The sequence below is a fragment of the Kocuria turfanensis genome (genome assembly GCF_001580365.1).
In the GTDB taxonomy this organism is placed as follows: Bacteria; Actinomycetota; Actinomycetes; order Actinomycetales; family Micrococcaceae; genus Kocuria; species Kocuria turfanensis.
Window position 1 is genome coordinate 1037185 of sequence record NZ_CP014480.1, and the last position, 23233, is coordinate 1060417.

Below are 23233 nucleotides of genomic sequence, written 5' to 3' on the forward strand. Positions count from 1 at the left end.
GGTCGTCGCGGGCGGGGAAACCGGACGGCCCCCCGGGATCAGCGGCGCAACCAGGCCCCGATCCTGCCGCCCAGCCTAGTACCGCGCACCACCGGGTCCCCGCCGGCGTCCGCGCCCTCAGGCTCGGCGAGCACCCCGGCGGCGAGCCGGCGCAGCGCCGCCCGCCCGGGCGAGCCGGCCGCGGTCTCCGCCAGCACCGCGCCCGCCAGCAGCGCCTCGTCGAAGGTCTCCGGGTCCCACGGCACGAAGTGCTCCACGGCCGGTCCGGGGCCGAACCGGGCCCACGCATCGCGGACCCCCAGTTCCGGGGCCCGTCCCGCCGCGGAGCGGCGCAGCTTGTTGACCGTGACGACGAGCCGGGCGCCCGGCGCCGCCGCGGCGACGTCGGGCAGCCCCTTGACCAGCCGCGGGACGCCGATGGCGTCCGCCGCCCCCACGGCCACGACCACGTCGGCCCGCTCCAGCACCGTCAGCGCCGCCGCGTGCCGGCGGGGCGCCATCGTGTCCACGGTGAGCTCCTCGTCGGCCTCCAGCGCGAAGCCGCAGTCCACGACGGTCGTCCCGAACTCCTGGGCGCAGCGCTCCAGGACCGTCGCCACCGCTCCCGAGCGCAGCTCCGGCCACCGGTCCTGACGGGTGAGGCCGGTGAGCACTCGCACGGTCCGCCCCGCGACCGCCACGTCGGCCGCGGTCCGGCGCAGCGCGGGGCCGTCGAGCCGGCCCTGGTCGGCCAGGCGGCAGGCCTGGGCGAGCCCGGCGGCCTCGTCCAGCATCCCCAGGGCGGCGGCCACCGACGGCCCGTAGGTGTCGGCGTCGGCCAGCGCCGCGTCCTCGCCGAGCAGCGCGAGCTCCGCCGCGAGGTTGACCGCCACGGTCGTGCGGCCGGGGGCCCCGGTGGGCCCCCACACCGCCACGATCCGCCCGGACCGGGGCGGGCCCGGCGGCTCCGCGCCGGGCGGGGCCGGTTCGGGCCCGGTGACCGACCCGTCGGCGGCCTCGCCGACGGCGGCCTGCCGCTGCGTCGTCTGCGCGGCGACGTCGGCGTAGCCGGCAACGCTCGGTGCGTCCGCCGCGGCGGACACCGCCTCCTCCACCAGGCGCGCGGCGTCGGCCGGACCCGCTCGTTCCGGGACGACCACGGCGCCGAGCCCCGCGAGCCGGCGGTGGTCGTGTCCCTCGAGCACCAGCAGCACCGCTCCGCCGAGCCGGACCTGCTCGAGCAGGCTGGCGGTCAGCTCCTCGGCGCCCTCCGCGACCAGGGCGGCCCGGCCGAGTCCCGCCCGCGCCGCCGCCAGGAGCTCGGTGAGGTCCAGGCAGCGCCGGACCACCGTGACGGGCCCGTGCAGCCGCTCGATGCCGTCGACCAGGGGCCACGTGGAGATCCCGAGGGCCATGACCGGCAGTCCGGTCACGGCGCGCCCGCCGGGTTCCACACGAGCGTGACCCGGGCGTCGTTGCCCAGGGCGTCCACGACGTCCTCCATCGGGCCGTCCTCGACGAGCACGTGCACCACCGTGCCGCGGCCCGCCCCCAGAGCGGTCTCCTCCGCGGAGACCGAGGCGATCTCCGCGGCGGGCAGCAGCAGGCGCGCGGACTCGTGGCCGCGGCCGGAGGGCTTCTGGGCCGCGACCCACACGTCGACGCGCGAGCCCGCAGCGGCGTCCTCGGGCAGCGGGTGCTCGACGGGCACCGCGACCGGCTTGCGATCGAGCCGGTCGGCGGTGCCGAGGGCGGCCCCCGGCAGCAGCTGGCCCTGAGGGATCCGCTGCGTCGCCACCGTGCCCGGGGCGGGGGCGGCGCCCGCCGGGACGTACAGGTCGGCGGCGTCCTGGAGGCGGACGTCCACGGCCACGACGTCGTCCTCGGTCACGGCCTGCCCGACCTCGAGGTCGCGAGCCGCGGCCAGAAAGGGGTCCGTGCGGTTGGTGGCCGTCACCACCGCGGTGACCCCGGCGACGGACAGCAGCACGAGCAGCAGCCCGGTGAGCAGCCGCGGATCCTTCCAGGTCGGCTTCCTGAACCGGGCCGACGCGGTGTCCGCGCCCCTGACCGTGCCGCTCATCGGCGACCGCCTTCCTCCTGCGTGGGCGGGCCGTGGCGCCGCGCTCGTCGCCCACATTCTGCCCCTGCGGCACGACCACGGGAACAGCCCGGTGCACAACTGGGGACAGGCCCGCACCCGCCCCGCAGGGGTTCCCGGGGCGGGGCGTCCTCCCGTGTGGACGGCCACCCGGCGACGGGCGTTCGGTGGCAGACTGGGACGGACGAGCAACGACGTGCGAGGAGGCGGAGCATGGCGCAGCAGCGCTTCCTGACCCTGGCCGACGTCGCCGAGATCCTCAACATCTCGGCCACGCAGGCGAGAGCCCTGGTGCGCAGCGGGGAGCTGCCGGCCATCCAGGTGGGCGGGCGCGGTCAGTGGCGGGTGGAGACGGCCAAGCTGGAGGAGTACATCGCGCGCGGCTACGAGCGCACCGCGGAGGCCGTGCGCTCCGGCTCCCTGGACTGACCGGCGCCCGCGCGGTGCCGCTCCGGCGCGGCGCTCACGCTCCGGTGAGCGAGGAGACGCAGACCAGGGCCGAGAAGGGCACCGCCCGCGAGGCGGTCACGCTGCCCCGCCTGCGGTAGTCGTCGTCCGGGTGCAGGGCCAGGTCCACGAAGTCGGCGCCCACCCCGTCGATGGTCCCGTCGAGCTCCCCCAGGGCGCCGCCGCCGACGAGCCGGATCCGCACCCGGGCCCGTCCCCGGGCGAGCGCCCGCAGCGCGTGGGCCAGCCCCAGGCGCACGGTCAGCACGTCCGTGGCCGGTTGCCAGCCCCGGCCCAGGGACTCCCACCACAGCACCGCGCCCAGCGGCACGAGGTGCTCAGCCCCCCGGTCCTCGAGAGCGACCCACCCGGCGCCCAGCGCCCGCACCCGCCCCTCGACCGGAACGGAGCCGGCCAGCAGCGCCCGCACCGGTTCGCCGCGCCGCCGGCGCAGGCGGTCCGCCAGCTGCACCCGCGCGTACTCGGCCCGGGCCTGCTCGGCGGCCTCCGCCTCGAGGGCCTGCTGGCCCGCAGCGGCCAGCTGGGCCTCCATGTCCGCGAACAGCTGCTCCCAGCGCATCCGGCCCTCCCTCCGGCGCCCGGCGCCTCCGGCCGGGCAGGCCCTCAACCTAGGACCGCCCCGCACGGCCGTCAAGCAGGTCCGTGTCCACCGCAGGACGCGGGGTCTTTACACCCGGCCGGTCACGGTGCTACCAATCTCCCATGACACCAAAACGTGTCAAACGACATCAAACAGCATCAAAGACCAGATTTCGGCGGGAACAGCGAGGGACGCGCATGGGCACTACGGCAGGCTCCGCGTCCCGCGCCGTGACCGAGCTGTGGCCGGCCCTGCTGCTGCCCGCCCTCGGTCTGTCGCTCGCCGCCAGCGGCGCCGTCCTCCTCGGCGGGGCTCCGCCCGGGGACGAGCACCGCGGCGGGACACGCGGCGCCCCGTGGTCCGCCGCCACGGACCCCGAGCAGCTGATCGGACTCGCGGCGGCCGGCCTCGGCTGCGCGGTGGTGGTGGCATGGGCGGTGGCCGCCGCCCTCGCCGTCCTGGCGGTGCTGGCCGGGCACCACCGGTGGGAGCGCCTGGGCCGGCTGTGCGGGCGCTGCTCCCCGGCGCTGCTGCGCCGGGTCGCCGCCACGGCCCTGGGGCTGCAGCTCGTCGCGACCCCGGGCGCGGTCGCCGACAAGACGCCCTCCCCCTTCTGGTCCGGCGGCACGGCGGTGCACGGGTCCTCCGGGTCCGCTCCGGACGGACCGCCGTCCGCCGGTGCGGCCGCCCCCGCACCGGCACACCCGGCACCGCTCCGTCCGCCCGCCGCGCCTTCGAGCGAGGAGGCGTCGCGGTCTCGGGGAGCGCACCCGACGCCGGCCGAGCGCACGGTCGACGGCGTCGTCACCGTCCTGCGCGGCGACACCCTGTGGTCCCTCGCGGCGGCGCAGCTCGGCCCCGGGGCCTCGGCCGAGGACGTCGACCGCGCCTGGCCCGCCTGGTACGAGCTGAACCGGCGCGTCCTGGTGCACGGGCCTCATCTGCTGCTCCCCGGCCAGCGGCTCGTGGTGCCCGGCACCGGGGACCACTGACCACTCGGCCCCGGCCACTCCGACCTGACCACTCCGTCCCGACCACTCCGACCTTGACCACTCCGTCCCGACCACTCCGACCTGACCACTCCGACCTGACCGCCCCGTTCCGACCGCCCGGCCCCGTCCACTCCCGCACCGCTCCCAGGAGGCCCGTCATGAACGCACCCGCCGCCGGCTCCGATCCTGTCGCCCGGCCGCTCGCTCCCCGGCCGTCCCCGGCCGCGCCGCCGGTCCGCCGGGAGCGCCCGGCCCCGCCCACGGCCCCGGGCGGCTACACCTGGGGCGCCACCCGCGTGGTCGGCGGCACCGCCGAGGACGAGCTGGGCCGCGTCACCGCGCTCGCCCGGTCCATCGGCCAGGCGGCCGTGGAGGTGCTCGGCGGCAGCCGGCCGGCGGCGCAGCTGGCCCGGTGGACCACTCCGGAGATCGTGCAGCGCTTCCAGCAGCGGGCCGACATGCTGCGGCTGCTGCAGGAGCAGTTCGAGGGCAAGGCCTCGCTGCAGGAGCTGCACCGCAATCCGCACGTCCGCCGGTGCCGGGTCTGCCGGGTGGACCGCGGCGTCTACGAGGTGGCCCTCGTGGTGGTCGAGCCACGGCGCGGGCGGGCCGTGGCCATGCGGGTGGAGCGCCTGGGGCGGGGCTGGAGCGTCACCGAGCTCGAGGTCGGCTGACCGCCGCCCCGGGGCGGCCCGCTCCGCTCAGCCCTCGGCGGCCTCGGCGCTGCCGGCCCGGGCGCGGGCCCTGCGCTCCGCCCGGTTCGGGGTCGGCTCGTCCGCGCCGGCCGATCCGTCAGCTCCGGCCGATCCGTCCGCGCGGGCGCGGGCCGCCGCGGGCGCCGGCTCCACCCGGGTCTGCGTCCCGCCGGTCTCGCCCGGCGCGGTGTACTGCAGGAAGCTGGGCTGGCGCGGGATCTGCAGCTCCACGGGACCGCCGTCGGCGCCCACGCGCTGACGGCGGATCTCCATCCGGAACAGCGTGGAGACCGTCTCCTCGCGGATCGCTCCCATCATCTCCTGGAACATCGCGTACCCCTCGCGCTGGTACTCCACGAGCGGGTCGCGCTGGGCCATGGCGCGCAGGCCGATGCCCTCCTTGAGGTAGTCCATCTCGTACAGGTGCTCGGGCCACCTGCGCCCGATGACCGAGAGCAGCACACGCCGCTCCAGGTTGCGCATGGCCTCCGGGCCGACCTCCTCCTCGCGCTGGGCGTAGAGGAGGCGGGCGTCGGAGAGGATCTGCTCGCGCAGGAACTCGGCGGTGAGGCGGGTGCGCCCGCCGGCCTCCTCCACGACCTCGTCGACCGTGAGGGTCACCGGGTAGATCGTGCGCAGCGACTCCCACAGACCCTCGAGGTCCCAGTCCTCGGGATGGCCCACCGCGGTGCGGTCCTCGACCGTGGAGCTGATGACCTCGTCGACGAACTGGACGATCTGCTCCTGCAGGTCGTCGCCCTCCAGGACGCGGCGGCGGTCCCGGTAGACGGCCTCGCGCTGGCGGTTGAGGACGTCGTCGTACTTCAGGACGTTCTTGCGCTGCTCGGCGTTGCGGCCCTCCACCTGGCTCTGCGCGGAGGCGATGGCCCGGGAGACGATCTTGTGCTCGAGCGCGGTGTCGTCCGGGGCTCCTGCCATGAGCCGCTGGGCGGCGCCGGCGTTGAACAGGCGCATGAGGTCGTCGGCCAGCGACAGGTAGAACCGCGACTCGCCCGGGTCGCCCTGGCGCCCGGACCGCCCGCGCAGCTGGTTGTCGATGCGCCGGGACTCGTGCCGCTCCGTGCCCAGCACGTAGAGGCCGCCGACCTCGACGACCTCCTGGTGCTCCGCCTTGGTCTCGGCCTCGCAGGCGGCGAGCACCTCGGGCCAGACGCGCTCGTACTCCTCGGCGTCGCGCTGGGGGTCCAGGCCCCGCTCGCGCATCCGGTCCACCGCGTTGAACTCGGCGTTGCCGCCCAGCATGATGTCGGTGCCGCGGCCGGCCATGTTCGTGGCGACCGTGACGGCACCCCGGCGTCCGGCCTGGGCGACGATCGCGGCCTCGCGGGCGTGGTTCTTCGCGTTGAGCACCTCGTGGCGGACCCCGCGCTGGGCCAGCAGCTTGGAGAGGTACTCGCTCTTCTCGACCGACACCGTGCCCACCAGCACCGGCTGGCCCTTGGCGTGGCGCTCCTCGATGTCCTTGACCACGGCGGCGAACTTGGCGACCTCGTTCTTGTAGACGAGGTCGGGGCGGTCGATGCGGGCGAGCGGGCGGTGGGTCTCGATGGACACGACGCCCAGCCCGTAGGTGTTCATGAACTCGGCGGCCTCGGTCTCGGCCGTGCCCGTCATGCCGGAGAGCTTGTCGTAGAGGCGGAAGTAGTTCTGCAGGGTGACCGTGGCGAGGGTCTGGTTCTCCGCCTTGATCTCCACGCCCTCCTTGGCCTCGATGGCCTGGTGCATGCCCTCGTTGTAGCGGCGCCCGGCGAGGATGCGGCCGGTGTGCTCGTCGACGATCACCACCTCGCCCTTGAGCACCACGTAGTCCTTGTTGGCCCGGAAGAGCTCCTTGGCCTTGATCGCGTTGTTCAGGAAACCGATGAGGGGGGTGTTCTGCGCCTCGTAGAGGTTGTCGATGCCCAGCCAGTCCTCGACCTTCTCGATCCCGGACTCGAGCACGCCCACGGTGCGCTTCTTCTCGTCGACCTCGTAGTCCGTCTCCGGCTTCAGGCGCTGCACGAGGCGGCCGAACTCGGTGTACCACCGGTTGGCCTCGCCGGAGGCCGGCCCGGAGATGATCAGCGGGGTGCGCGCCTCGTCGATGAGGATGGAGTCGACCTCGTCGACGATCGCGAAGTTGTGCCCGCGCTGGACGAGCTCGTCGGGGCTCCAGGCCATGTTGTCGCGCAGGTAGTCGAAGCCGAACTCGTTGTTCGTGCCGTAGGTGATGTCCGCGACGTACTGCTGCCGCCGGGTCGCGGGGTCCTGGTTGGCCAGCACCACCCCGGTCTCCATGCCGAGGAACCGGTAGACGCGGCCCATCAGGTTGGCCTGGTACTCGGCCAGGTAGTCGTTCACGGTGACGACGTGCACGCCCTTGCCGGTGAGCGCGTTGAGGTAGGCCGGGGCCGTGGCGACGAGGGTCTTGCCCTCACCGGTCTTCATCTCGGCGATGTTGCCGAGGTGCAGGGCGGCGCCGCCCATGAGCTGCACGTCGTAGTGGCGCTGGCCCAGGGTGCGCGAGGCCGCCTCCCGGACCACGGCGAAGGCCTCGGGCAGCAGCCGGTCCAGCGACTCGCCGTCGGCCACCCGGGCGCGGAAGGCGTCCGTCTCGGCGCGCAGCTCCGCGTCGCTGAGCTCCCGGAAGCTGTCCTCGAGGCTGTTGATGGCGGCCGTGTAGGACCGCAGCCTCGTCAGGACCTTCTTGTCTCCGGTCCTGAGGACTTTCTCCAGGAATGACGCCACGTGCACACGCTCCTCGGTGTTCGACTGCCGTGTTGGGCTGGTGGGGGGATTACGGCACCTGCTCCAGTCTACGGGAGCAGGCCCGTTCCGGCGGGCACGGAGGAGCCCGGTGGCGCCGACCACCGGGCTCCTCCGGGGCGGGACCCGGCCGGCTCCCGGCCGGCGGGGTCCCGCGCTCAGCGGTGCGCGCTCAGCGGGCGCCCTCGGTCTGGTACGCCCGGACGCTCTCCTGGGGCTCCTCGCCGTTCTCGCTGAGGCTGATCACGCCGTAGCTCCAGCCCTTGCGGCGGTAGACGGCGGAGGGCTCCCCCGTCTCCTTGTCGAGGAAGAGGTAGAAGTCGTGGCCGACCAGTTCCATGTGGTCGACGGCCTCGTCGACGCTCAGCTCGGCGGCGGGGAACCGCTTGCGCCGGATCTCGACGGGCGTGACCGCGTCGGTGAGGCTCACGCTCTGGTCGAACGCCTCCTGCTCGGCGGTCGCGAGCTCTTCGGGGGTGGTGTAGATGGGTCCGGAACTCGGGACCACGGGCAGGGCGCCGGTGGCCTCGTGAACGGCGGTGGGGCGGTGGGCGCCGCGGTGCACCTTGCGGCGGTCGCGCGCGCGGCGCAGCCGCTCGAGCAGCTTGCTGTAGGCCTCGTCGAAGGCCGCGAACTTGTCGTCGCCGCGTGCCTCGGCCCGCAGGACGGGGCCGCGCCCGGACACCGTGATCTCCACGCCCATGCCCTGGTGACCCGGCATCGCGTGGTCCTTGGTGACCTTGACATCAATGCGCTGGACCTTCTCGCCCAGCTCCTCGAACTTGACGACCTTCTCGGCGGCGTACTCCTTGAACCGCTCCGGTACGGCGACGTTGCGCCCCATGACGTTCAGTTCCATGATGCCCTCCAGTTGTCGGGGGTGACGTGGGCGGATGGGGCCGCCCACCCGGGAGGATTGTTGCGTCCCGTGACTCAACGTTAGTGGAATCACAGTCGATATTCACCAGCCCCCGGAGGCGCCGGGCGGGAATCAGCGGTCAGCGGAACCGCCGGCGGGCGCACGGCCGCGAGGACCACGGCGCCCACCACGTCGGCGCCGCCGGCCCGCAGCGCCCGGGCCGCCTCGGCGAGGGTCGCCCCCGTGGTCAGCACGTCGTCGACGACGACGCAGCGGGCCCCGGCGGGCACGACCGCCCGCAGCGACCCCGCCTGCCGGGTGCGCCGGCCCGCGCGGCCGAACCTCTTCTGCGCCGGTCCGGGGAGCACGCCGCCGCGGTGCCGCAGGTGCCCGGCGACCGCGGTCCCCGTCGGGAGCACCCCGCGGCGTGCGCAGTCCTCCAGCAGGACGAGCACGGGGTCGAACCAGCGCCGGCGCAGGGCGGACGGCGCCGTGGGCACCGGGACCAGGAGCACGGGCCCCGGCGGCCACGACGGCGCGGCCGCGCGCAGGGCCGTGGCCAGACCGGCCGCGAGGACGGGGGCGAGGTCGGTGCGGCCGCCGTCCTTGAACGCGAGCAGGCAGCTCGCCAGCTCGTGGGCGTAGCGGCCGGCGGCGGTCACGGGCAGGCACGGCCCGAGCAGGGGCGCGGTCGAGGAGGCCTCGAACGGCCGGGCGCAGGAGCGGCGCAGCAGCATCCGGCAGCCCCGGCACAGGCTGCTGCCCGGCGCCCGGCACACCGCGCACTCCACCGGCACGAGGACCTCGGCGGCCTCGGCCAGGCGGTCCAGGGCGCGGGCTGCCGCACGGTCCAGGGCGCGGACGCGGTGCGGAACGACGGGCATGGGCCCATCGTGGGCCGGAGGGCCCGCCCGGCGCCCGGGGCGGACCCGGATCCGGACGGCCGCGCCTGTGGACCGCCCGGCGCCGATGGGCCAACCGGCGCCGGGAGGCGCGCCGGCGTGCCGCCCGGAGACCGACGTCCCCGCCGGCGGGCTCCGGGCCGGGAGGTCAGCCGGCGAAGGCGGTGTCCCGCACGTCCTCGCTCTGCGGGGCCCAGGCGTTGCCGGTGAGCATGTGCAGCGTCCCGTCGGCCACGGCGTAGACCGAGGAGGTGCCGTTGCCGCCGCTGAGCCCCGTGAGCCCCTCCAGGCCGGGCAGCTCCCGGTAGCGCCCCGACACGTCGTAGACCCGGGGCCGCACGGACCCGGTCCCGCCGAGGGGGGCGGTCACGAACTCCCGGTCGCTGAGCCACAGCGCCACGTCCGCGTCCACGTCGGCCGCCACCCGGTAGGGCTCGTTGAGCCTCTGCGGGGCGCCCTCGGGCCCGCGCACCACGCCCGAGAGCCACACCTGCGCGTCCCCGTCGTCCTGGGTGACCACGAGCGCCCGTGTGCCGCCGCGGGAGATCCGCAGGGACGTCGCCGTCCGCGCGGCCAGCCACGGGGCCTCGACGCGCACCGGCTCCGCGTCCCGGACCCCGGGGCGCACGGCCCGCACGGCCCCGGCGGAGTCCGCGGCCCAGACCCACCCGTGCTCGTCGAAGCTCGGGCGGGTCAGCCCCGTCCCGCTGAAGCGCTCCACGGGCTCCGACTCGCGGTCCACGGTCACCAGGGCGCCGGTGCCGGCGTCCACGAACGCGAAGTGCTCGGCGGCGGCGTCCATCGCCGGGCTGGAGGGCCGGTGGCCGTCCAGCGGCGCGAGGCCGCTGACGGCGTCGGTCTGGCCGCCCTGGTAGAACGCGAGCTCGCCGTCGCGCAGGCCGATCTGCCGGGACGGGACCGTGACGTCCTCGACCGGGGCCGCGTCGGTCCACCCGGCCCCGAGCTCCACGGGCGCGCCGTCCACGAGCAGCTCGACGTCGTTCACGGCGGTGAGCGAGCGCAGGCTCAGCGCGAGCTGGTCGTGCATCCGCCGGTTGGTCTCGATGTTCGCCGGGTCGAAGTCGGGCACGCTGAGCTCCACGGTGGCGGTGCCGTTGCGCACCGGCACCGCCGAGCGCGCCAGCGTGGTGCCGGCGGGGAAGGCGGTGCTCACCGCGCCGCGCAGGTAGGGGGCGGGGCCGCCGAGCAGGCCGCGCACGATCGAGGTGGACACGGGCGTGCGGTCGGGGAACCAGCGCGGGTCCGCGACGAAGTTGCTCTGGTCCGTGTCGGCGAAGTACAGCTGGTGGGGCTCGAAGATCTCCTCGAAGTCCGAGGCGGTGAGCACGGTGGCGTCGGGGGCGTCCGAGATCCGCCACTGCCCGTCCACCTGGACCACGTCGAAGTCGAGCACCTCGGCGGCCCCGGCGGGCTTGCGCTCGATCACGCCCGTGCCGTCCACCACGGCGGCGATCTCCAGGCTCATCCGGTACTCGTTCTCCTCCAGCCGGGGCACGAGCGACGGCTCGCCGCGGTGCACGATGGTGCGCGCGTCGGGGTGCCAGGTCGCCGCGAGCTCCGGGGTCAGGTACTCCCGGGCCACGGAGTAGTCGTCGTCCACGCCCGTGCCGGCGGCGAGGAAGCCGCGGACCACCTGCTCGGGCTCCGCGCCGTCCTGGGGGCCCGCCGGCGCGACGTCGTAGGTGGGCTCGGCCGTGGTGCGGGTGGGCTCGGCGTGGCGGTGGACCGGCCCGGAGCGCGGGATGGCGCCGCAGCCGCCGAGGACCACGGCCAGGCACAGGGCGGCGGCGGTCGCCCGGCGGCGGTGGGTGCTGCTCATGGCCGGCCCTCCTCGTCGGCCGGCGCCGCCGGAGGGGTCTGCTCCGGCGGCCGCACGGACGTCAGGACCAGGGTGCCGGTGGCCGTCACCTCCGCCGTCTCCGGGTAGGCGGCGGCGTCCGGGGGCAGCCCGACGGGGCTGGGGTCCTCCGGGCCGAGCCGGCGCGCGCGGGTGCGGGGCAGGGTGAGCCGGAAGCAGGCGCCCTCCCCCGGGGCGCCCCAGACGTCGAGGCGGCCCCCGTGCAGGCGGGTGTCCTCGGTGGCGATGGCCAGGCCCAGGCCGGTCCCGCCCGTGGTGCGGGCCCGGGCGGGGTCGGCGCGCCAGAAGCGGTTGAACACCTTCTCCGCCTCCTCCTCGTCCATGCCGATGCCGTGGTCCCGCACGGCCACGGCCGCCGCGACGTCGGAGGCGCCCACGACGATGTCGATGGGCCGGCCCTCCCCGTGCTCCAGGGCGTTCACGACGAGGTTGCGCAGGATCCGCTCGATCCGCCGCTGGTCGCCCTGGACCGTGCAGCGGGACAGCTCGGAGCGCACGCGCACGGCCGACCCCGAGGAGACCGCGAGCGGGGCGGCGCCCTCCACGACGTCGTGCACCACCGAGAACAGCTCCACGCTGGTCACCTCCAGCCGGGCGGCGCCGGCGTCGAAGCGGGAGATCTCGAGCAGGTCGGCCAGGAGGGAGTCGAAGCGGTCCACCTGGTGGTAGAGCAGCTCGGCGGAGCGCCGGTTGACGGGGTCGAAGTCCTCGCGGGCGTTGAACAGCACCTCCGCGGCCATCCGGACCGTGGTCAGCGGGGTGCGCAGCTCGTGGGAGACGTCGGAGACGAAGGTCTGCTGCATCGAGGAGAGCTGCTCCAGCTGGGTGATCTGCTCCTGCAGGCTGTCGGCCATCCGGTTGAAGGAGCGCGCCAGCCGGGCGACCTCGTGCGAGCCGCTGACCGGCAGGCGCACCCCGAGGTCGCCCTCGGCGAGCTGCTCGGCCACCCGGGCCGTGCTGGAGACGGGGCGGACGACCTCCCGGGTCACGTACCAGACGATCGCGCCCACGAGCAGGAGCAGCACCACGACCGACAGCAGCAGCACCGCGTGCATCGCGTCGAGGGTCCGCTGGGGCTCGGAGAAGTCGTAGACGAGGTAGAGCCCGTAGCGGGAGTTCTGGTAGAGCTCCACCACCGTGCCCACGACGACGACCGGGGCCTCGTCGCCGTTCTCCGTCATCGGCACCGACGCGGGCTGCCAGAACACCCCGTCCTGCTCCGCGAGCCGCTCCTGCAGCTCCTGCGGGACGGTGCTCGACGTCATCCACGGGCTCTGGCTCTGCGCCGGGATGAGGGTCTGCCCGCTCGTGTAGTCCATCGGCAGGAGGATCCAGCGCTCCGTCTCGGCGCCGTCGACCGAGAGCGCGCCCAGGGAGGAGGCGACGAGCGCCTGCAGCTCGTCGCGGTCCGAGGCGTCCGAGGCGTCGAAGCTGTCCTGCACCTGCTCGAAGTCCGCGGTGGCCGAGGCGAGCACCTGGTCGAGGCGCTCGCTGAAGAGCCGGTCGGCGATCTGGTGCGAGAGGAAGCTGCCCGTGACGAAGAACGCCAGTGCCGTCAGGGACAGGGACACGGCGATGGCGCGGAACTGCAGGGACTGCCGCCAGCGGCGCGCCAGGAGGAGCCGGAACAGCTGCAGGCGGCGGCCCGTGGCGCGGACCGGCCCGCGGCGCCGGGGGGAGGCGACGGCGTCCGGCGGGGTCATCGGGCGGACGAGCCCGCCTTGTAGCCGACACCGCGCACGGTGACCACGATCTCGGGGTTCTCCGGGTCCCGCTCGACCTTGGAGCGCAGCCGCTGCACGTGGACGTTGACCAGCCGGGTGTCGGCGGCGTGCTGGTAGCCCCACACGTCGCGCAGCAGCATCTCGCGGGAGAAGACCTGGTGCGGGGCCCGGGCCAGGGCGGTGAGCAGGTCGAACTCGAGCGGGGTGAGGTTGATCTCGTGGTCGCCGCGGTGCACGCTGTGCCCGCTGACGTCGATGGTCAGGTCACCGATCCGCAGCTCGGAGGAGTGGGCGCGCTCGACCGGGCGCAGACGGGCCCGGACCCGGGCCACGAGCTCGGCCGGCTTGAAGGGCTTGGGCACGTAGTCGTCGGCGCCGGCCTCCAGCCCGCGCACGACGTCGACGGTGTCCGACTTCGCGGTGAGCATCACGACCGGGACGTCGGAGATGGTGCGGATCTCACGGCAGACCTGGATGCCGTCCTTGCCCGGGAGCATGAGGTCGAGCAGCAGCAGGTCCGGGCGCACGGCGCGGAACGTGTCCACGGCCGTGCCGCCGTCGTAGCAGAAGACGGGCTCGAAGCCCTCCGCGGTCAGGACGATCCCGATCATCTCCGACAGGGCAGCGTCGTCGTCGACGACCAGTATTCGCGCGTTCATCGCCTCTCCGCTGGGATCGGGCGGACCCGCCGAAGGCGGCTCCCGCCGTGGCCCCGGGAGGTCCGGGGCACCGTGCTGGACCGGGGTCCACCTGCATTGTCCCCGATCCCGGCCGGGCCGCGCACCTCGGCGCGCTGTGTGTCGACCGCCACGGGGGCCCGCCTCACGCCTCGGCCGCGGTGCGGGCGAGGGCCGAGGCGGTTCCGGTGACGCGGGAGAGGACCTCGCGCACCCCGTCGGGGCCCAGGGCGAGGAGGTCCTCCCGGGGCGTGATGCGCACGCGGTCCAGGGCCCCCGCGGGCAGCCCCAGGTCACGCCAGATCCGCCACACCGCCGCGGCGAGCGCCTCGGCGCCGGCTCCGGCGGGGGGCACGGGGACGAGGCCGAGCCACAGCTCGGTGCCGTTCTCCACGAGCGCCGCGAGCGGTTCCCAGTCGCGGGCGGTGCCCTCCGGGGCGGTCAGCTGCACGGCGTCGGCACCGGCCTCCGGGGCCAGCCGGGAGTCGACCCCCGGGGGAAGCCGCAGCGCGACGGCGGCGGCCCCGGCCTGCCGGCAGGCCTCCACCACGGCGGCCAGGGAGGTCCGGGCCTCCGCCGCGGGCACGGCCCGCAGGGTCCGGTAGCCGCTCATCGTGGGCAGGGTGCCCGCGAGCACCTGCGCCAGGTCCGGCTCGTCCAGCTGGACGACGATCTCGCGGCCGGGCGCCGCGGCCCGCACGGCGCGCACGTGCGCGGTGACGCCGGAGGCCAGGGAGTCGCGCAGGTCGCGGCGGGCGCCGTGGTCCTTGAGGGCGCGCTCCCCGGCGTGCAGGTGCAGCCGGGCGGCGAGGGTGAGCGGGCCGAGCAGCTGGGTCTTGACCGGGGCGTCGTCGCCGCCGCTCTCGGCGCCGATCACGTCGGCGAGGACGTTGACGTCGCCGGCCAGCAGGGCCCGGGCGGCCCGGGAGTCCTTGCCGGGGACCCCGGAGACGCGCAGCCCGTGCGGCTGGCGGTCCGCGTGGAGCTCGTCGAGCACCGCGGCGGTGCGGGCCACCGGGTCCGCGGCCGGCCCGCGGGCGGGCAGCGACGGCAGGAAGGAGAGGTGCGGGGCCCCGAGCTCCCCGCGCAGCAGCGTGACGGTCTCCACCACGTCGGTGCCGGGCATCGCGCCCAGGGCCGTGCCCACGACGTGCGGGACGTCGGGGTCGGTGCGGCGGGGGTCGGGTGCGCGGTTCACGACTCGTCCGGGTCCTGCCGCCGGTGGTCCTCGGAGATGGCCACGTGGTGGCGGATGACCTCGCTGATGATGAAGTTCAGGAACTTCTCCGCGAACTCCGGGTCGAGCTGGGCGGAGGCGGCGAGGGCGCGCAGCCGGCCGATCTGGGCCGTCTCGCGGTCCGGGTCCCCGGCGGGCAGGCCGTGGGTGGCCTTGAGCACCCCGACGCGCTGGGTGGCCTTGAACCGCTCGGCGAGCAGGTGCACGAGGGCCGCGTCGATGTTGTCGATGGTGCCGCGGATGGACTGCAGCTCGGCGAGCACCTCGGGATCCGCCTCGCCCCGCAGCGAGGACGCCGCGGGGTCGAAGTCGTGGTGGGCACGGACGTCGGCGGAGGCGTGGGGGTGCGGAGCGCTCATGCCCGCCAGTCTATCGGCCGGCGCCGGACCCGCCCGCGACGTCCGGGCGGGCCAGCGAGTGCGCGCGGTCCACGGTGGCCTGCCCGAGCACGCGGGTTCCCTGGTAGAGCACGACGGACTGCCCGGGGGCGACCCCGCGCAGCGGCTCCTCGAGCCGGACCACCAGCTCGGGCAGCGGGGCGCCGCCGTCCCCCTCGACGAGCTCCAGGTGCGCCCGGGCGGCCACTGGGTCCCCGTGCGCACGGACCTGCGCGAGGACGGGGAACGACGCCGACGCCTCCCCCGCCGCGGCCCCGGGCCGCAGCACCGGCGCCGCCTCGGGCACGGGCGCCCCGGCCCAGGAGGGGCGGATCCCGCGCAGCTCGTCCACGGCGAGCATCGACTCCGGGCCCACGACCACCTCGTTGGTCTTCGGCCGGATCTCCAGCACGAAGCGCGGCTTGCCGTCGGGGGCGGGGGTGCCGATCCGCAGGCCCTTGCGCTGGCCCACGGTGAACGCGTTGGCCCCGGGGTGGGTGCCGACGACGGTGCCCTCGACGTCGCGGATCTCGCCCTCGCGCATCTCGATGCGCTCCGCGAGCCAGCCGCGGGTGTCGCCGTCGGGGATGAAGCAGATGTCGTGGGAGTCGGGCTTCTGCGCCACGGACAGGCCGCGGCGGGCCGCCTCGGCCCGCACCTCGGCCTTGGACGGGGTGTCGGCCAGCGGGAGCAGCACGTGCTCGAGCTGCTCGGCGGTGAGCACCCCCAGCACGTAGGACTGGTCCTTGGCCCAGTCCGCGGCCCGGTGCAGCTCCCGCCGGCCGTCGGCGTCCTGGACGACCTTGGCGTAGTGGCCGGTGCACACGGCGTCGAAGCCCAGGGCGAGGGCCTTCTCCAGCAGGGCCGCGAACTTGATCTTCTCGTTGCAGCGCAGGCACGGGTTGGGCGTGCGCCCGGCGGCGTACTCGGCGACGAAGTCGTCGACGACGTCGGCCTGGAAGCGCTCGGAGAAGTCCCACACGTAGTAGGGGATGCCCAGCACGTCGGCGGCGCGCCACGCGTCCCGGGAGTCCTCGATCGTGCAGCAGCCGCGGGAGCCGGTGCGCAGGGTGCCGGGGGTGCGGGAGAGGGCCAGGTGCACGCCCGTGACGTCGTGGCCGGCGTCGACGGCCCGGGCCGCCGCCACGGCCGAGTCGACGCCGCCGCTCATGGCTGCCAGTACTCGCACGGTCGGGTCCTTCCCCTGCGCGGGGGCAGGTGGGTCGGGGTCGGGGGTCGTGGGCTCAACGACCCGGTGCCGGGGCCTATTCCCGGCACCGGGGGGCGGCTCAGCCCGGGGGCGTGCCGGAGAGCCCGGCGCGCCGGGCCCGGGCGTGGACCTCGGGCAGCGCGTCGAGCAGGGCGTCGACGTCGGCCTCGGTGCTCGTGCGCCCCAGGCTGAAGCGCTGGGCCCCGCGGGCGGTGGCCTCGTCCAGGCCCATGGCCAGCAGCACGGAGGACGCCCGGGGCACCCCGGCGTGGCAGGCGGAGCCGGTGGAGGAGGCGATCCCGGCGCCGTCGAGCAGGAACAGCAGCGAGTCCCCCTCGCACCCGGGGAAGGTGAAGTGGGCGTTGCCGGGCAGCCGGGCACCCGTGTGCTCGGGGTCCTCCGGCCCGCGCAGGACGGCCTCCGGCACGACCCGCCGCACGCCCGCCACCAGGCGGTCGCGCAGGCCCGCGAGCCGCTCGGCCTCCTCGGCCCGCTCGGCCACGGCCTCCCGGGCCGCGACCCCGAAGCCGGCGAGCGCGGCGGCGTCGAGGGTGCCGGAGCGGATCCTGCGCTCCTGCCCGCCGCCGTGCTGGACCGGCGCGAGCCCCACCGCGCGCCCGGCCACGAGGGCTCCCGCGCCCACCGGTCCGCCCACCTTGTGCGCCGAGACGGCCAGCGTGGTCAGCCCGGGCAGGTGCGCGTCGACGGGCAGGGAGCCGAAGGCCTGGACGGCGTCGCAGTGGAAGGGGACGCCGAACTCCTCGGCGAGCGCGGCCAGCTCCGCCACGGGCTGGACGGTGCCGACCTCGTTGTTGGCCCACATGACGCTCAGCAGCGCCACGGCGCCGGGGTCCCGGGCCAGCTCCGCCCGGACCGCGGCCGGGTCCACCCGGCCGGCGGCGTCGACGGGCAGGTGCACGGGCTCGGCGCCCTCGTGCTCGGCCAGCCACTCCACGGTCTCGGCGACCGCGGCGTGCTCCACCGAGGAGACGAGGATGCGGCGGCGGCGCGGGTCGGCCTCCCGGCGGTGCCGGTACAGGCCCTGCACGGCCAGGTTGTCGGCCTCGGTGCCCCCGGAGGTGAAGATCACCTCGACGGGGTCCGCGCCGAGGGCCGCGGCGACGTCGTCACGGGCCTGTTCGACCACCGTGCGTGCCGACCGCCCGGCCCGGTGCAGCGAGGAGGGGTTGCCGCCGCGGGCCAGCTGCTCGGTGACCGCGGCGAGCGCGGAGGGCCGCAGGGGCGCGGTGGCGGCGTGGTCGAGGTAGACGGGACGGTGCGGCACGCCCTCCAGTCTACGGACGCCGGGCCGGGCGCCGGCCCGGCGTCCGTAGACTGGCGGGCATGCTCCGCATCCTCTTCCACACCCCCGAGATCCCGGGCAACACCGGCAACGCGATCCGCCTGGCCGCCGTCACCGGGGCCGAGCTGCACCTCGTGGAGCCGCTGGGCTTCGACTTCGGCTCCGCGCACCTGCGCCGGGCCGGCCTGGACTACCACGACCTCGCCGTGCTCACCGTGCACCCCGACCTGGAGACGGCGTGGGCGGCGCTGGCCCCGGAGCGGGTCTTCGCCTTCACCACGGACGGGGAGCTGGCGCACACCGACGTCGCCTACCGCCCCGGCGACGTGCTGCTCTTCGGCCGCGAGTCCGTGGGGCTGCCCGCGGAGGTGAAGGCGGACCCGCACGTCACCGCGCGGGTCCGGATCCCGATGCTGCCCGCCCGCCGCTCCCTCAACCTCGCGAACTCGGCGTCCATCGCCGTCTACGAGGCCTGGCGCCAGCTGGGCTTCGCCGGCGCCGGCCGGTAGCCCGGCCGACGCCCGGCCGGGATCAGGACTGCTCGGCCGCGTCCCCGACGGTCACCTCGACGGTGCGCTCCTCGCCGTCGCGCCGGAACGTCATGCTGCCGGTCCCGCCGGCCGGCAGCTCCCGCACGGCCGCGGTGAGGGAGTTCGCGTCCTCGATCCGGTGCCCGTTGAACTCGGTGACGACGTCGTCGACCTCCAGCCCGGCCTCGTCGGCCGGCGAGCCCGGGACGACCTCGCGCACCACGGCGCCGTCGGAGAACGCCCGGCTCTGCCCGTCCGCGGCGGGCGCGGCGCTGACGCTCGTGCCGAGGTAGCCGTGGCTGGCGCTGCCGTCCGCGATGATCTCCTCGGCCACGCGCCGGGCGGTGTCGATCGGGATCGAGAAGCCGACCCCGATGTTGCCGGCCTCCGTGGCGGCCCCGGCCGAGGCGATCGCCACGTTGATCCCGATCACCTCGCCGTCGGTGTTGATCAGCGGACCGCCCGAGTTGCCCGGGTTGATCGCGGCGTCGGTCTGCATCACGTTGAGGTAGACCGACGCCGCGGCGCCCTGCGAGCCCCCGCCCCGGCCCTCCTCGTCCGGGAGGTCGAAGAAGAAGTCGTTGCCGTCGCCCTGCTCGGAGCCGCCCTCCGAGGGCGTGGACGGCGCGGCGGAGGAGGCCACGGCGATGGTGCGGTTCAGGGTGGAGACGATGCCGTCGGTCACCGTTCCCGCGAGCCCGAGGGGGGCCCCGATCGCGATCGCCGTGTCGCCCACGTTGACGTCCTCCAGGGAGCCCAGGGTCGCCGGCGTCAGGCCCTGCACGTCGATCTTGAGCACCGCGAGGTCGGAGAGCGGGTCCGTGCCGACCACGGTGGCCCGGTGGACGCTGCCGTCCTCGAGCTGGACCTCGATGCCGGGGTCGCTGGCCGTGCCGTCGAGCGTCACCACGTGCGTGTTGGTCAGGATGTGGCCCTCGTCGTCGAGGATCACGCCGGAGCCGGAGCCGGACTGGCCGCCGCCGGAGGCGGAGATCGTCACCACCGACGGGGAGGCCTTGACCGCCGCCGCGGTGACCGCGTTCACCTCGTCCTGGTCGTTGACGATGATCGACTCCGACGTCGAGCCGCCGGCGACCGTGCCGGTGCCGCCTCCGTCCAGCAGGGCGTCGGTCCCCACGGCCGCCCCCGCTCCCACGAGCGCGGCGAGCGCCATGCCGGTGACCAGGGCGCCCGCCGAGAAGCCCTTGCGCCGGCCGGGACGGGGCCCCTCGGGCGCCTCCCCGGCGCCGCTCCCCCACCCGGGCTGCGCGGCGGGGTGCCCGGACCCGTCCGGCGCGGCCCCGTAGACGGGGCGGGCGCCCGGCGCGGGCGCTACGCCGGACGACCAGGGATCCTGCGACGGGCGGTCGCCGACCGGCGGGATCGGCTGCGTGTGCTGGGTCTCGGCGTCGAAGCGCGGGTCGCGGGGCTCGGACATGGGGGCTCTCCTCCTGGGAACGGCCGGGCCCGGGCCGCCGGGCGGGGCGGTACGGGCGGATCTGCTCCCCAGTATCCCGGTCGGCACTGAAACTACGCTGAGAGGCCTCACCGCGGCCCGGGAGCGGTCCGGGAGTCGTCCGGAAGCCGCCCGGGCGGATCCTGGGCACCGTCCGCACGGCCCCGGTGCGCTCGACAGCCTCCTTGCGATTTCGCCCTGCGCGTAGGCATCCCGTCCTCCGGGACGGCGCCGCGGCCCCGCCCTAGAATCGGGACCACCGACCACGTGAGGGAGATCATGCACTGGTGCCCCGTGTCCCGCCGCACCGCCGCCGGCTGCGGCCTGGCGCTCGCCCTGCTCGTGCCCGCGGGGGCGGCCGTCGCGGAGCCGCCCGTGGACGTGCCCCCGGGCGAGCGGATCGTCGACGACTCCGGGGTGCTGCAGGACCCCGCGGCGCTGGAGGCGGACGTGCGCGACCTCGCCACGGAGGAGGGCGTCAACCTCACGGCGGTGTTCGTCGAGACGTTCACCAGCCCCGACCAGCCGGAGGCGTGGCTGGAGGAGTTCGCCGCGCTCAACGGCTTCGGCAGCTCCGACGCCGTGCTGGTCGTGGCCACCGAGGACCGCCAGGCGCGCTTCGCGGCCTCCTCCGCCGGCCCGCTGGACCAGGCGCAGCAGGAGCGCATCTACCGTGAGCACATCTCCCCCGCCCTGTCCGCGGAGGACTGGGACGGCGCGGTCCGCGGAGCGGTCGAGGGCATCGACGCCGAGCTCGGCGGCACCGGCGGCGGCGAGGAGGGCGCCTCCGGCGGCGGCGCGGGCGCGGGGATCCTGGGCCTCGGCGCCCTGGGCCTGGGCGGCCTGGCCGTCTACGGCATCGCCGCGCGGAACAAGAAGCGCCGGCAGCGCGGGCCGCAGCACGACGGCCGGCCGGCCGCGCAGGAGCACCCGGCCGGACCCTATCCGGACGTGCCGGTGCCCGAGCTGCGCAAGCGCGCCGGGACGCTGCTGGTGGCCACCGACAACGCGATCCAGCACTCCGAGCAGGAGCTGGCCTTCGCCCAGCTGCAGTACGGGGACGAGCAGGTGGAGCCCTTCCGCCGGGCCATCCAGGACGCCAAGAAGCACATGCAGGCCTCCTTCGCCCTGCAGCAGCAGCTCGAGGACCACATCCCGGACACCGAGGAGCAGCAGCGGGCCTGGCTCGCCGAGATCATCGCCCGGTCGCAGGACGCCCAGCGCCCCCTCCAGGAGCACCAGCAGGCCTTCAGCTCCCTGCGGCAGCTGGAGACCCGGGCCCCGGACGCGCTCGCGGACGTCCAGCGCGAGGCCGAGGCCGTGCGGCCCCGTTTCGGCACCGCCGACGCCCGGCTGCGCGAGCTCGCCGCCCGCTACAACGACACCGCGCTCGCCCCGGTCCGCGACAACATCGACCAGGCTCGCGACCGCCTCGACTTCGTGGGCGCCGCCGTGGACGAGGCCCGCGAGGAGCTCGGGGCCGGCCGCACGAGCGACGCCGTGGTGGACATCCGCGCGGCCGAGGAGGGCGTGGGCCAGGCCCGGGGCCTGCTCGACGCCGTGGACCACGCCGCCACCGAGCTCGCCGCCGCCGAGGAGTCCCTCCGGGACGCCGTGACCATCGCCCAGCGGGACGTCGCCGAGGCGGACGCCCTCGTCCGCCGCGGGTCCAACCCGGAGCTGGCCGGGGCCGTGGCCGGTGTCGCCGCCGTGCTGCGCACCGTCGAGGAGCAGATGCGCGCCGGGCGCATCGACCCGCTCGGGCTGAGCCGCCGGCTGGCCGTGGCCAAGGACGAGCTCGACAAGGGGCTCGCCTCCGTGCGCTCGCAGAACGACCGCGACCGCTCCGCGCGGGAGACCCTCGCCCACACCCTCGTCTCCGCGCAGGCCCAGGTCAGCTCGGCCAGCGAGTACATCTGGGCCCGCCGCGGCGGCGTGGGCCCGGAGGCCCGCACCCGCCTGGCCGAGGCCGAGCGCTGCCTGGAGGCCGCCCAGCACGCACGGCAGTCGCAGCCCTCCGAGGCCCTCGGCTACGCCAACCAGGCCATCCGGCTCGCCGGCGAGGCACAGTACGCCGCCCAGCGGGACGTGGAGTCCTTCTCCTACGGCGGCTTCGGCGGGCCGATGGGCATGGGCGGCTACCGGGGCCGGTCCAACAGCGGGCTCGGCGGGGCGATGCTCGGCGGGATCCTGCTCGGCTCCATCCTCAACGGCGGCGGCGGCTTCAGCGGCGGCGGCTTCGGCGGCGGCGACGGTGGTGGCGGCTTCGGCGGCAGCTTCGGCGGCGGCTTCGGCGGCGGCTTCGGCGGCGACATCGGCGGGGGGTTCTGAGCGCCGCCGCCCGACCGGACCGCGGCCCGCCCGGCCAGGACCACGACCTCCACCCCGACCTCCACTCCGACCACGATTCCGACCCCGACCCCGACCACGACCGTCCGACGATCCGGGAGACCCCTCCCGGCAGCACCAGAGGAGAGAAGGAACCATGATCAAGCAGTCCATCTTCGGCCGCATCGCCCAGCTCGCGAAGGCCAACATCAACGCCATGATCGACGCCGCCGAGGACCCGCAGCTCATGCTGGACCAGATGGTGCGCGACTACACCGAGAACATCCGGGAGGCCGAGGCCGCCGTCGCCCAGACCATCGGCAGCCTCCGCCTGCTGGAGCAGGACCACGCGGAGGACGTGCGCGAGGCCCAGGAGTGGGGCAACAAGGCCCTGGCCGCCTCCAACCGGGCGGAGGAGTTCCGCGCCTCGGGCCGGTCCTCCGAGGCCGAGAAGTTCGACAACCTCGCCAAGGTCGCCCTCCAGCGCCAGATCCAGTACGAGACGGAGGCGCGGGGCACCGAGCCGCAGATCCAGTCCCAGACCCAGGTCGTGGAGAAGCTCAAGGACGGGCTCAACAAGATGCGCGGGAAGCTCCAGGAGCTGTCCAACAAGCGCGACGAGCTCAACGCCCGGCAGAAGTCCGTCCAGGCGCAGTCGCAGGTCCAGGACGCCATCAAGGCCTTCGACGTGCTCGACCCGACCAGCGAGGTCTCCCGCTTCGAGGACAAGATCCGCCGCGAGGAGGCCCGCCTGCTCGGCCAGCAGGAGCTCGCCTCCTCCTCCCTCGACGCGCAGTTCGAGTCCCTGGAGGCCCTGGGCCAGCAGAGCGAGATCGAGGCCCGGCTGGCGGCGCTGAAGTCCCGCAACGCCGAGAAGATCGTCTCCTCCGAAGAGGTCTGACGGGCGGCTGCCCCCGGCACCGCAGAGGCCCCACGGCGCACGGCCGTGGGGCCTCAGCCGTGCCCGGGGCCGCGCGCGGCGGCCCCGCCGGGCGCCGGGGCGGCGGCGTCCGCGGCGGGCACGACGAAGGCCCCCGGACCGTGACGGTCCGGGGGCCTTCCGTGGTTGCGGGGGCAAGATTTGAACTTGCGACCTCTGGGTTATGAGCCCAGCGAGCTACCGAACTGCTCCACCCCGCGGCGACAGGTACGACTATACGTGCCGCGGGG

At 75.5% G+C, this 23233-nt stretch carries 20 protein-coding genes and 1 tRNA gene; 6 read left to right on the plus strand and 15 right to left on the minus strand.

What is annotated here, in order from left to right; translation table 11 throughout:
• Window positions 1–38 precede the first annotated feature (38 nt).
• Both AYX06_RS04775 and AYX06_RS04780 read right to left on the minus strand, forming a co-directional pair.
• Window positions 39–1412, minus strand: a complete 1374-nt coding sequence (locus tag AYX06_RS04775) for an AAA family ATPase (protein WP_232319394.1) — start codon at window positions 1410–1412, stop codon at window positions 39–41.
• A complete protein-coding gene (locus AYX06_RS04780; RefSeq protein WP_062734819.1) occupies window positions 1409–2062 on the minus strand; it encodes an SAF domain-containing protein in 654 nt (217 codons plus the stop codon). The genes AYX06_RS04775 and AYX06_RS04780 overlap by 4 nt, the downstream gene beginning before the upstream one ends.
• Before the next feature lie 231 nt (window positions 2063–2293).
• On the opposite strand from AYX06_RS04780, the gene AYX06_RS04785 reads away from it, so the two are divergent.
• Window positions 2294–2509, plus strand: coding sequence for a helix-turn-helix domain-containing protein (locus tag AYX06_RS04785; RefSeq protein WP_047802457.1), 216 nt, complete (start codon window positions 2294–2296; stop codon window positions 2507–2509).
• Between the two features lie 34 nt (window positions 2510–2543).
• Here the strand turns inward: AYX06_RS04785 and AYX06_RS04790 are convergent, their stop codons facing one another.
• Window positions 2544–3107: a hypothetical protein gene (locus AYX06_RS04790; protein WP_062734820.1), complete on the minus strand. Its 564-nt coding sequence runs from the start codon at window positions 3105–3107 to the stop codon at window positions 2544–2546.
• A gap of 218 nt (window positions 3108–3325) precedes the next feature.
• Here AYX06_RS04790 and AYX06_RS04795 point away from each other — a divergent pair, with 218 nt between their 5' ends.
• Both AYX06_RS04795 and AYX06_RS04800 read left to right on the plus strand, forming a co-directional pair.
• Window positions 3326–4120 (plus strand): LysM peptidoglycan-binding domain-containing protein, encoded by a 795-nt coding sequence (locus AYX06_RS04795; protein ID WP_062734821.1) that lies wholly within the window; start codon window positions 3326–3328, stop codon window positions 4118–4120.
• A 158-nt stretch (window positions 4121–4278) separates the two neighbouring features.
• Window positions 4279–4794, plus strand: a complete 516-nt coding sequence (locus AYX06_RS04800; RefSeq protein ID WP_062734822.1) for an Rv3235 family protein — start codon at window positions 4279–4281, stop codon at window positions 4792–4794.
• A gap of 27 nt (window positions 4795–4821) precedes the next feature.
• Here the strand turns inward: AYX06_RS04800 and secA are convergent, their stop codons facing one another.
• From secA to AYX06_RS04850, 10 genes are all read right to left on the minus strand, one after another.
• Window positions 4822–7563 (minus strand): preprotein translocase subunit SecA, encoded by a 2742-nt coding sequence (secA, locus tag AYX06_RS04805; RefSeq protein ID WP_062736884.1) that lies wholly within the window; start codon window positions 7561–7563, stop codon window positions 4822–4824.
• A 190-nt stretch (window positions 7564–7753) separates the two neighbouring features.
• Window positions 7754–8440 (minus strand): ribosome hibernation-promoting factor, HPF/YfiA family, encoded by a 687-nt coding sequence (hpf, locus tag AYX06_RS04810; RefSeq protein ID WP_062734823.1) that lies wholly within the window; start codon window positions 8438–8440, stop codon window positions 7754–7756.
• A gap of 89 nt (window positions 8441–8529) precedes the next feature.
• Entirely contained in the window at window positions 8530–9324 is a 795-nt protein-coding gene (locus tag AYX06_RS04815; protein WP_084271450.1) for a ComF family protein, read from the minus strand.
• Window positions 9325–9490: 166 nt separating this feature from the next.
• A complete protein-coding gene (locus AYX06_RS04820) occupies window positions 9491–11182 on the minus strand; it encodes an LpqB family beta-propeller domain-containing protein (RefSeq protein ID WP_062734824.1) in 1692 nt (563 codons plus the stop codon).
• The gene (gene mtrB, locus AYX06_RS04825) at window positions 11179–12924 is read right to left on the minus strand and encodes an MtrAB system histidine kinase MtrB (RefSeq protein WP_062734825.1); all 1746 of its coding nucleotides are present in this window, start codon (window positions 12922–12924) and stop codon (window positions 11179–11181) included. The genes AYX06_RS04820 and mtrB overlap by 4 nt, the downstream gene beginning before the upstream one ends.
• Window positions 12921–13604 carry an MtrAB system response regulator MtrA gene (mtrA, locus tag AYX06_RS04830; RefSeq protein WP_062734826.1) on the minus strand — a complete coding sequence of 228 codons (684 nt, stop codon included), beginning with the start codon at window positions 13602–13604 and terminating at the stop codon, window positions 12921–12923. The genes mtrB and mtrA overlap by 4 nt, the downstream gene beginning before the upstream one ends.
• Before the next feature lie 163 nt (window positions 13605–13767).
• Complete coding sequence (locus AYX06_RS04835) at window positions 13768–14820, minus strand: uroporphyrinogen decarboxylase/cobalamine-independent methonine synthase family protein (RefSeq protein WP_062734827.1); 1053 nt, start codon at window positions 14818–14820, stop codon at window positions 13768–13770.
• Window positions 14817–15218, minus strand: a complete 402-nt coding sequence (locus tag AYX06_RS04840; RefSeq protein ID WP_062734828.1) for a chorismate mutase — start codon at window positions 15216–15218, stop codon at window positions 14817–14819. Before AYX06_RS04840 ends, AYX06_RS04835 begins: the two co-directional genes overlap by 4 nt.
• A 10-nt stretch (window positions 15219–15228) precedes the next feature.
• Window positions 15229–16425: a tRNA 2-thiouridine(34) synthase MnmA gene (mnmA, locus tag AYX06_RS04845; RefSeq protein ID WP_084271451.1), complete on the minus strand. Its 1197-nt coding sequence runs from the start codon at window positions 16423–16425 to the stop codon at window positions 15229–15231.
• A 100-nt stretch (window positions 16426–16525) separates the two neighbouring features.
• Window positions 16526–17731, minus strand: coding sequence for a cysteine desulfurase family protein (locus AYX06_RS04850; protein ID WP_062734830.1), 1206 nt, complete (start codon window positions 17729–17731; stop codon window positions 16526–16528).
• Between the two features lie 59 nt (window positions 17732–17790).
• On the opposite strand from AYX06_RS04850, the gene AYX06_RS04855 reads away from it, so the two are divergent.
• Window positions 17791–18258 carry a tRNA (cytidine(34)-2'-O)-methyltransferase gene (locus tag AYX06_RS04855; RefSeq protein ID WP_062734831.1) on the plus strand — a complete coding sequence of 156 codons (468 nt, stop codon included), beginning with the start codon at window positions 17791–17793 and terminating at the stop codon, window positions 18256–18258.
• Between the two features lie 22 nt (window positions 18259–18280).
• Here AYX06_RS04855 and AYX06_RS04860 read toward each other — a convergent pair whose 3' ends face one another.
• The gene (locus AYX06_RS04860) at window positions 18281–19717 is read right to left on the minus strand and encodes a S1C family serine protease (protein ID WP_062734832.1); all 1437 of its coding nucleotides are present in this window, start codon (window positions 19715–19717) and stop codon (window positions 18281–18283) included.
• 297 nt (window positions 19718–20014) lie between these two features.
• Here AYX06_RS04860 and AYX06_RS04865 point away from each other — a divergent pair, with 297 nt between their 5' ends.
• Together AYX06_RS04865 and AYX06_RS04870 are read left to right on the plus strand one after the other, a co-directional pair.
• Window positions 20015–22066, plus strand: a complete 2052-nt coding sequence (locus tag AYX06_RS04865; RefSeq protein WP_062734833.1) for a TPM domain-containing protein — start codon at window positions 20015–20017, stop codon at window positions 22064–22066.
• Window positions 22067–22220: 154 nt separating this feature from the next.
• The gene (locus AYX06_RS04870) at window positions 22221–22964 is read left to right on the plus strand and encodes a PspA/IM30 family protein (RefSeq protein ID WP_062734834.1); all 744 of its coding nucleotides are present in this window, start codon (window positions 22221–22223) and stop codon (window positions 22962–22964) included.
• Between the two features lie 162 nt (window positions 22965–23126).
• Here the strand turns inward: AYX06_RS04870 and AYX06_RS04875 are convergent.
• A tRNA-Met gene (locus AYX06_RS04875) sits at window positions 23127–23203 on the minus strand.
• Window positions 23204–23233: the final 30 nt, after the last annotated feature.

Excerpts from the sequence above, each read along its gene's own strand:
- AYX06_RS04780 (WP_062734819.1), bottom strand. The coding sequence starts at position 2,062 with ATGAGCGGCACGGTCAGGGGCGCGGACACCGCGTCGGCCCGGTTCAGG.
- AYX06_RS04785 (WP_047802457.1), top strand. The coding sequence starts at position 2,294 with ATGGCGCAGCAGCGCTTCCTGACCCTGGCCGACGTCGCCGAGATCCTC.
- AYX06_RS04790 (WP_062734820.1), bottom strand. The coding sequence starts at position 3,107 with ATGCGCTGGGAGCAGCTGTTCGCGGACATGGAGGCCCAGCTGGCCGCT.
- AYX06_RS04795 (WP_062734821.1), top strand. The coding sequence starts at position 3,326 with ATGGGCACTACGGCAGGCTCCGCGTCCCGCGCCGTGACCGAGCTGTGG.
- AYX06_RS04800 (WP_062734822.1), top strand. The coding sequence starts at position 4,279 with ATGAACGCACCCGCCGCCGGCTCCGATCCTGTCGCCCGGCCGCTCGCT.
- hpf (WP_062734823.1), bottom strand. The coding sequence starts at position 8,440 with ATGGAACTGAACGTCATGGGGCGCAACGTCGCCGTACCGGAGCGGTTC.
- AYX06_RS04815 (WP_084271450.1), bottom strand. The coding sequence starts at position 9,324 with ATGCCCGTCGTTCCGCACCGCGTCCGCGCCCTGGACCGTGCGGCAGCC.
- AYX06_RS04820 (WP_062734824.1), bottom strand. The coding sequence starts at position 11,182 with ATGAGCAGCACCCACCGCCGCCGGGCGACCGCCGCCGCCCTGTGCCTG.
- mtrB (WP_062734825.1), bottom strand. The coding sequence starts at position 12,924 with ATGACCCCGCCGGACGCCGTCGCCTCCCCCCGGCGCCGCGGGCCGGTC.
- mtrA (WP_062734826.1), bottom strand. The coding sequence starts at position 13,604 with ATGAACGCGCGAATACTGGTCGTCGACGACGACGCTGCCCTGTCGGAG.
- AYX06_RS04840 (WP_062734828.1), bottom strand. The coding sequence starts at position 15,218 with ATGAGCGCTCCGCACCCCCACGCCTCCGCCGACGTCCGTGCCCACCAC.
- AYX06_RS04855 (WP_062734831.1), top strand. The coding sequence starts at position 17,791 with ATGCTCCGCATCCTCTTCCACACCCCCGAGATCCCGGGCAACACCGGC.
- AYX06_RS04860 (WP_062734832.1), bottom strand. The coding sequence starts at position 19,717 with ATGTCCGAGCCCCGCGACCCGCGCTTCGACGCCGAGACCCAGCACACG.
- AYX06_RS04865 (WP_062734833.1), top strand. The coding sequence starts at position 20,015 with ATGCACTGGTGCCCCGTGTCCCGCCGCACCGCCGCCGGCTGCGGCCTG.
- AYX06_RS04870 (WP_062734834.1), top strand. The coding sequence starts at position 22,221 with ATGATCAAGCAGTCCATCTTCGGCCGCATCGCCCAGCTCGCGAAGGCC.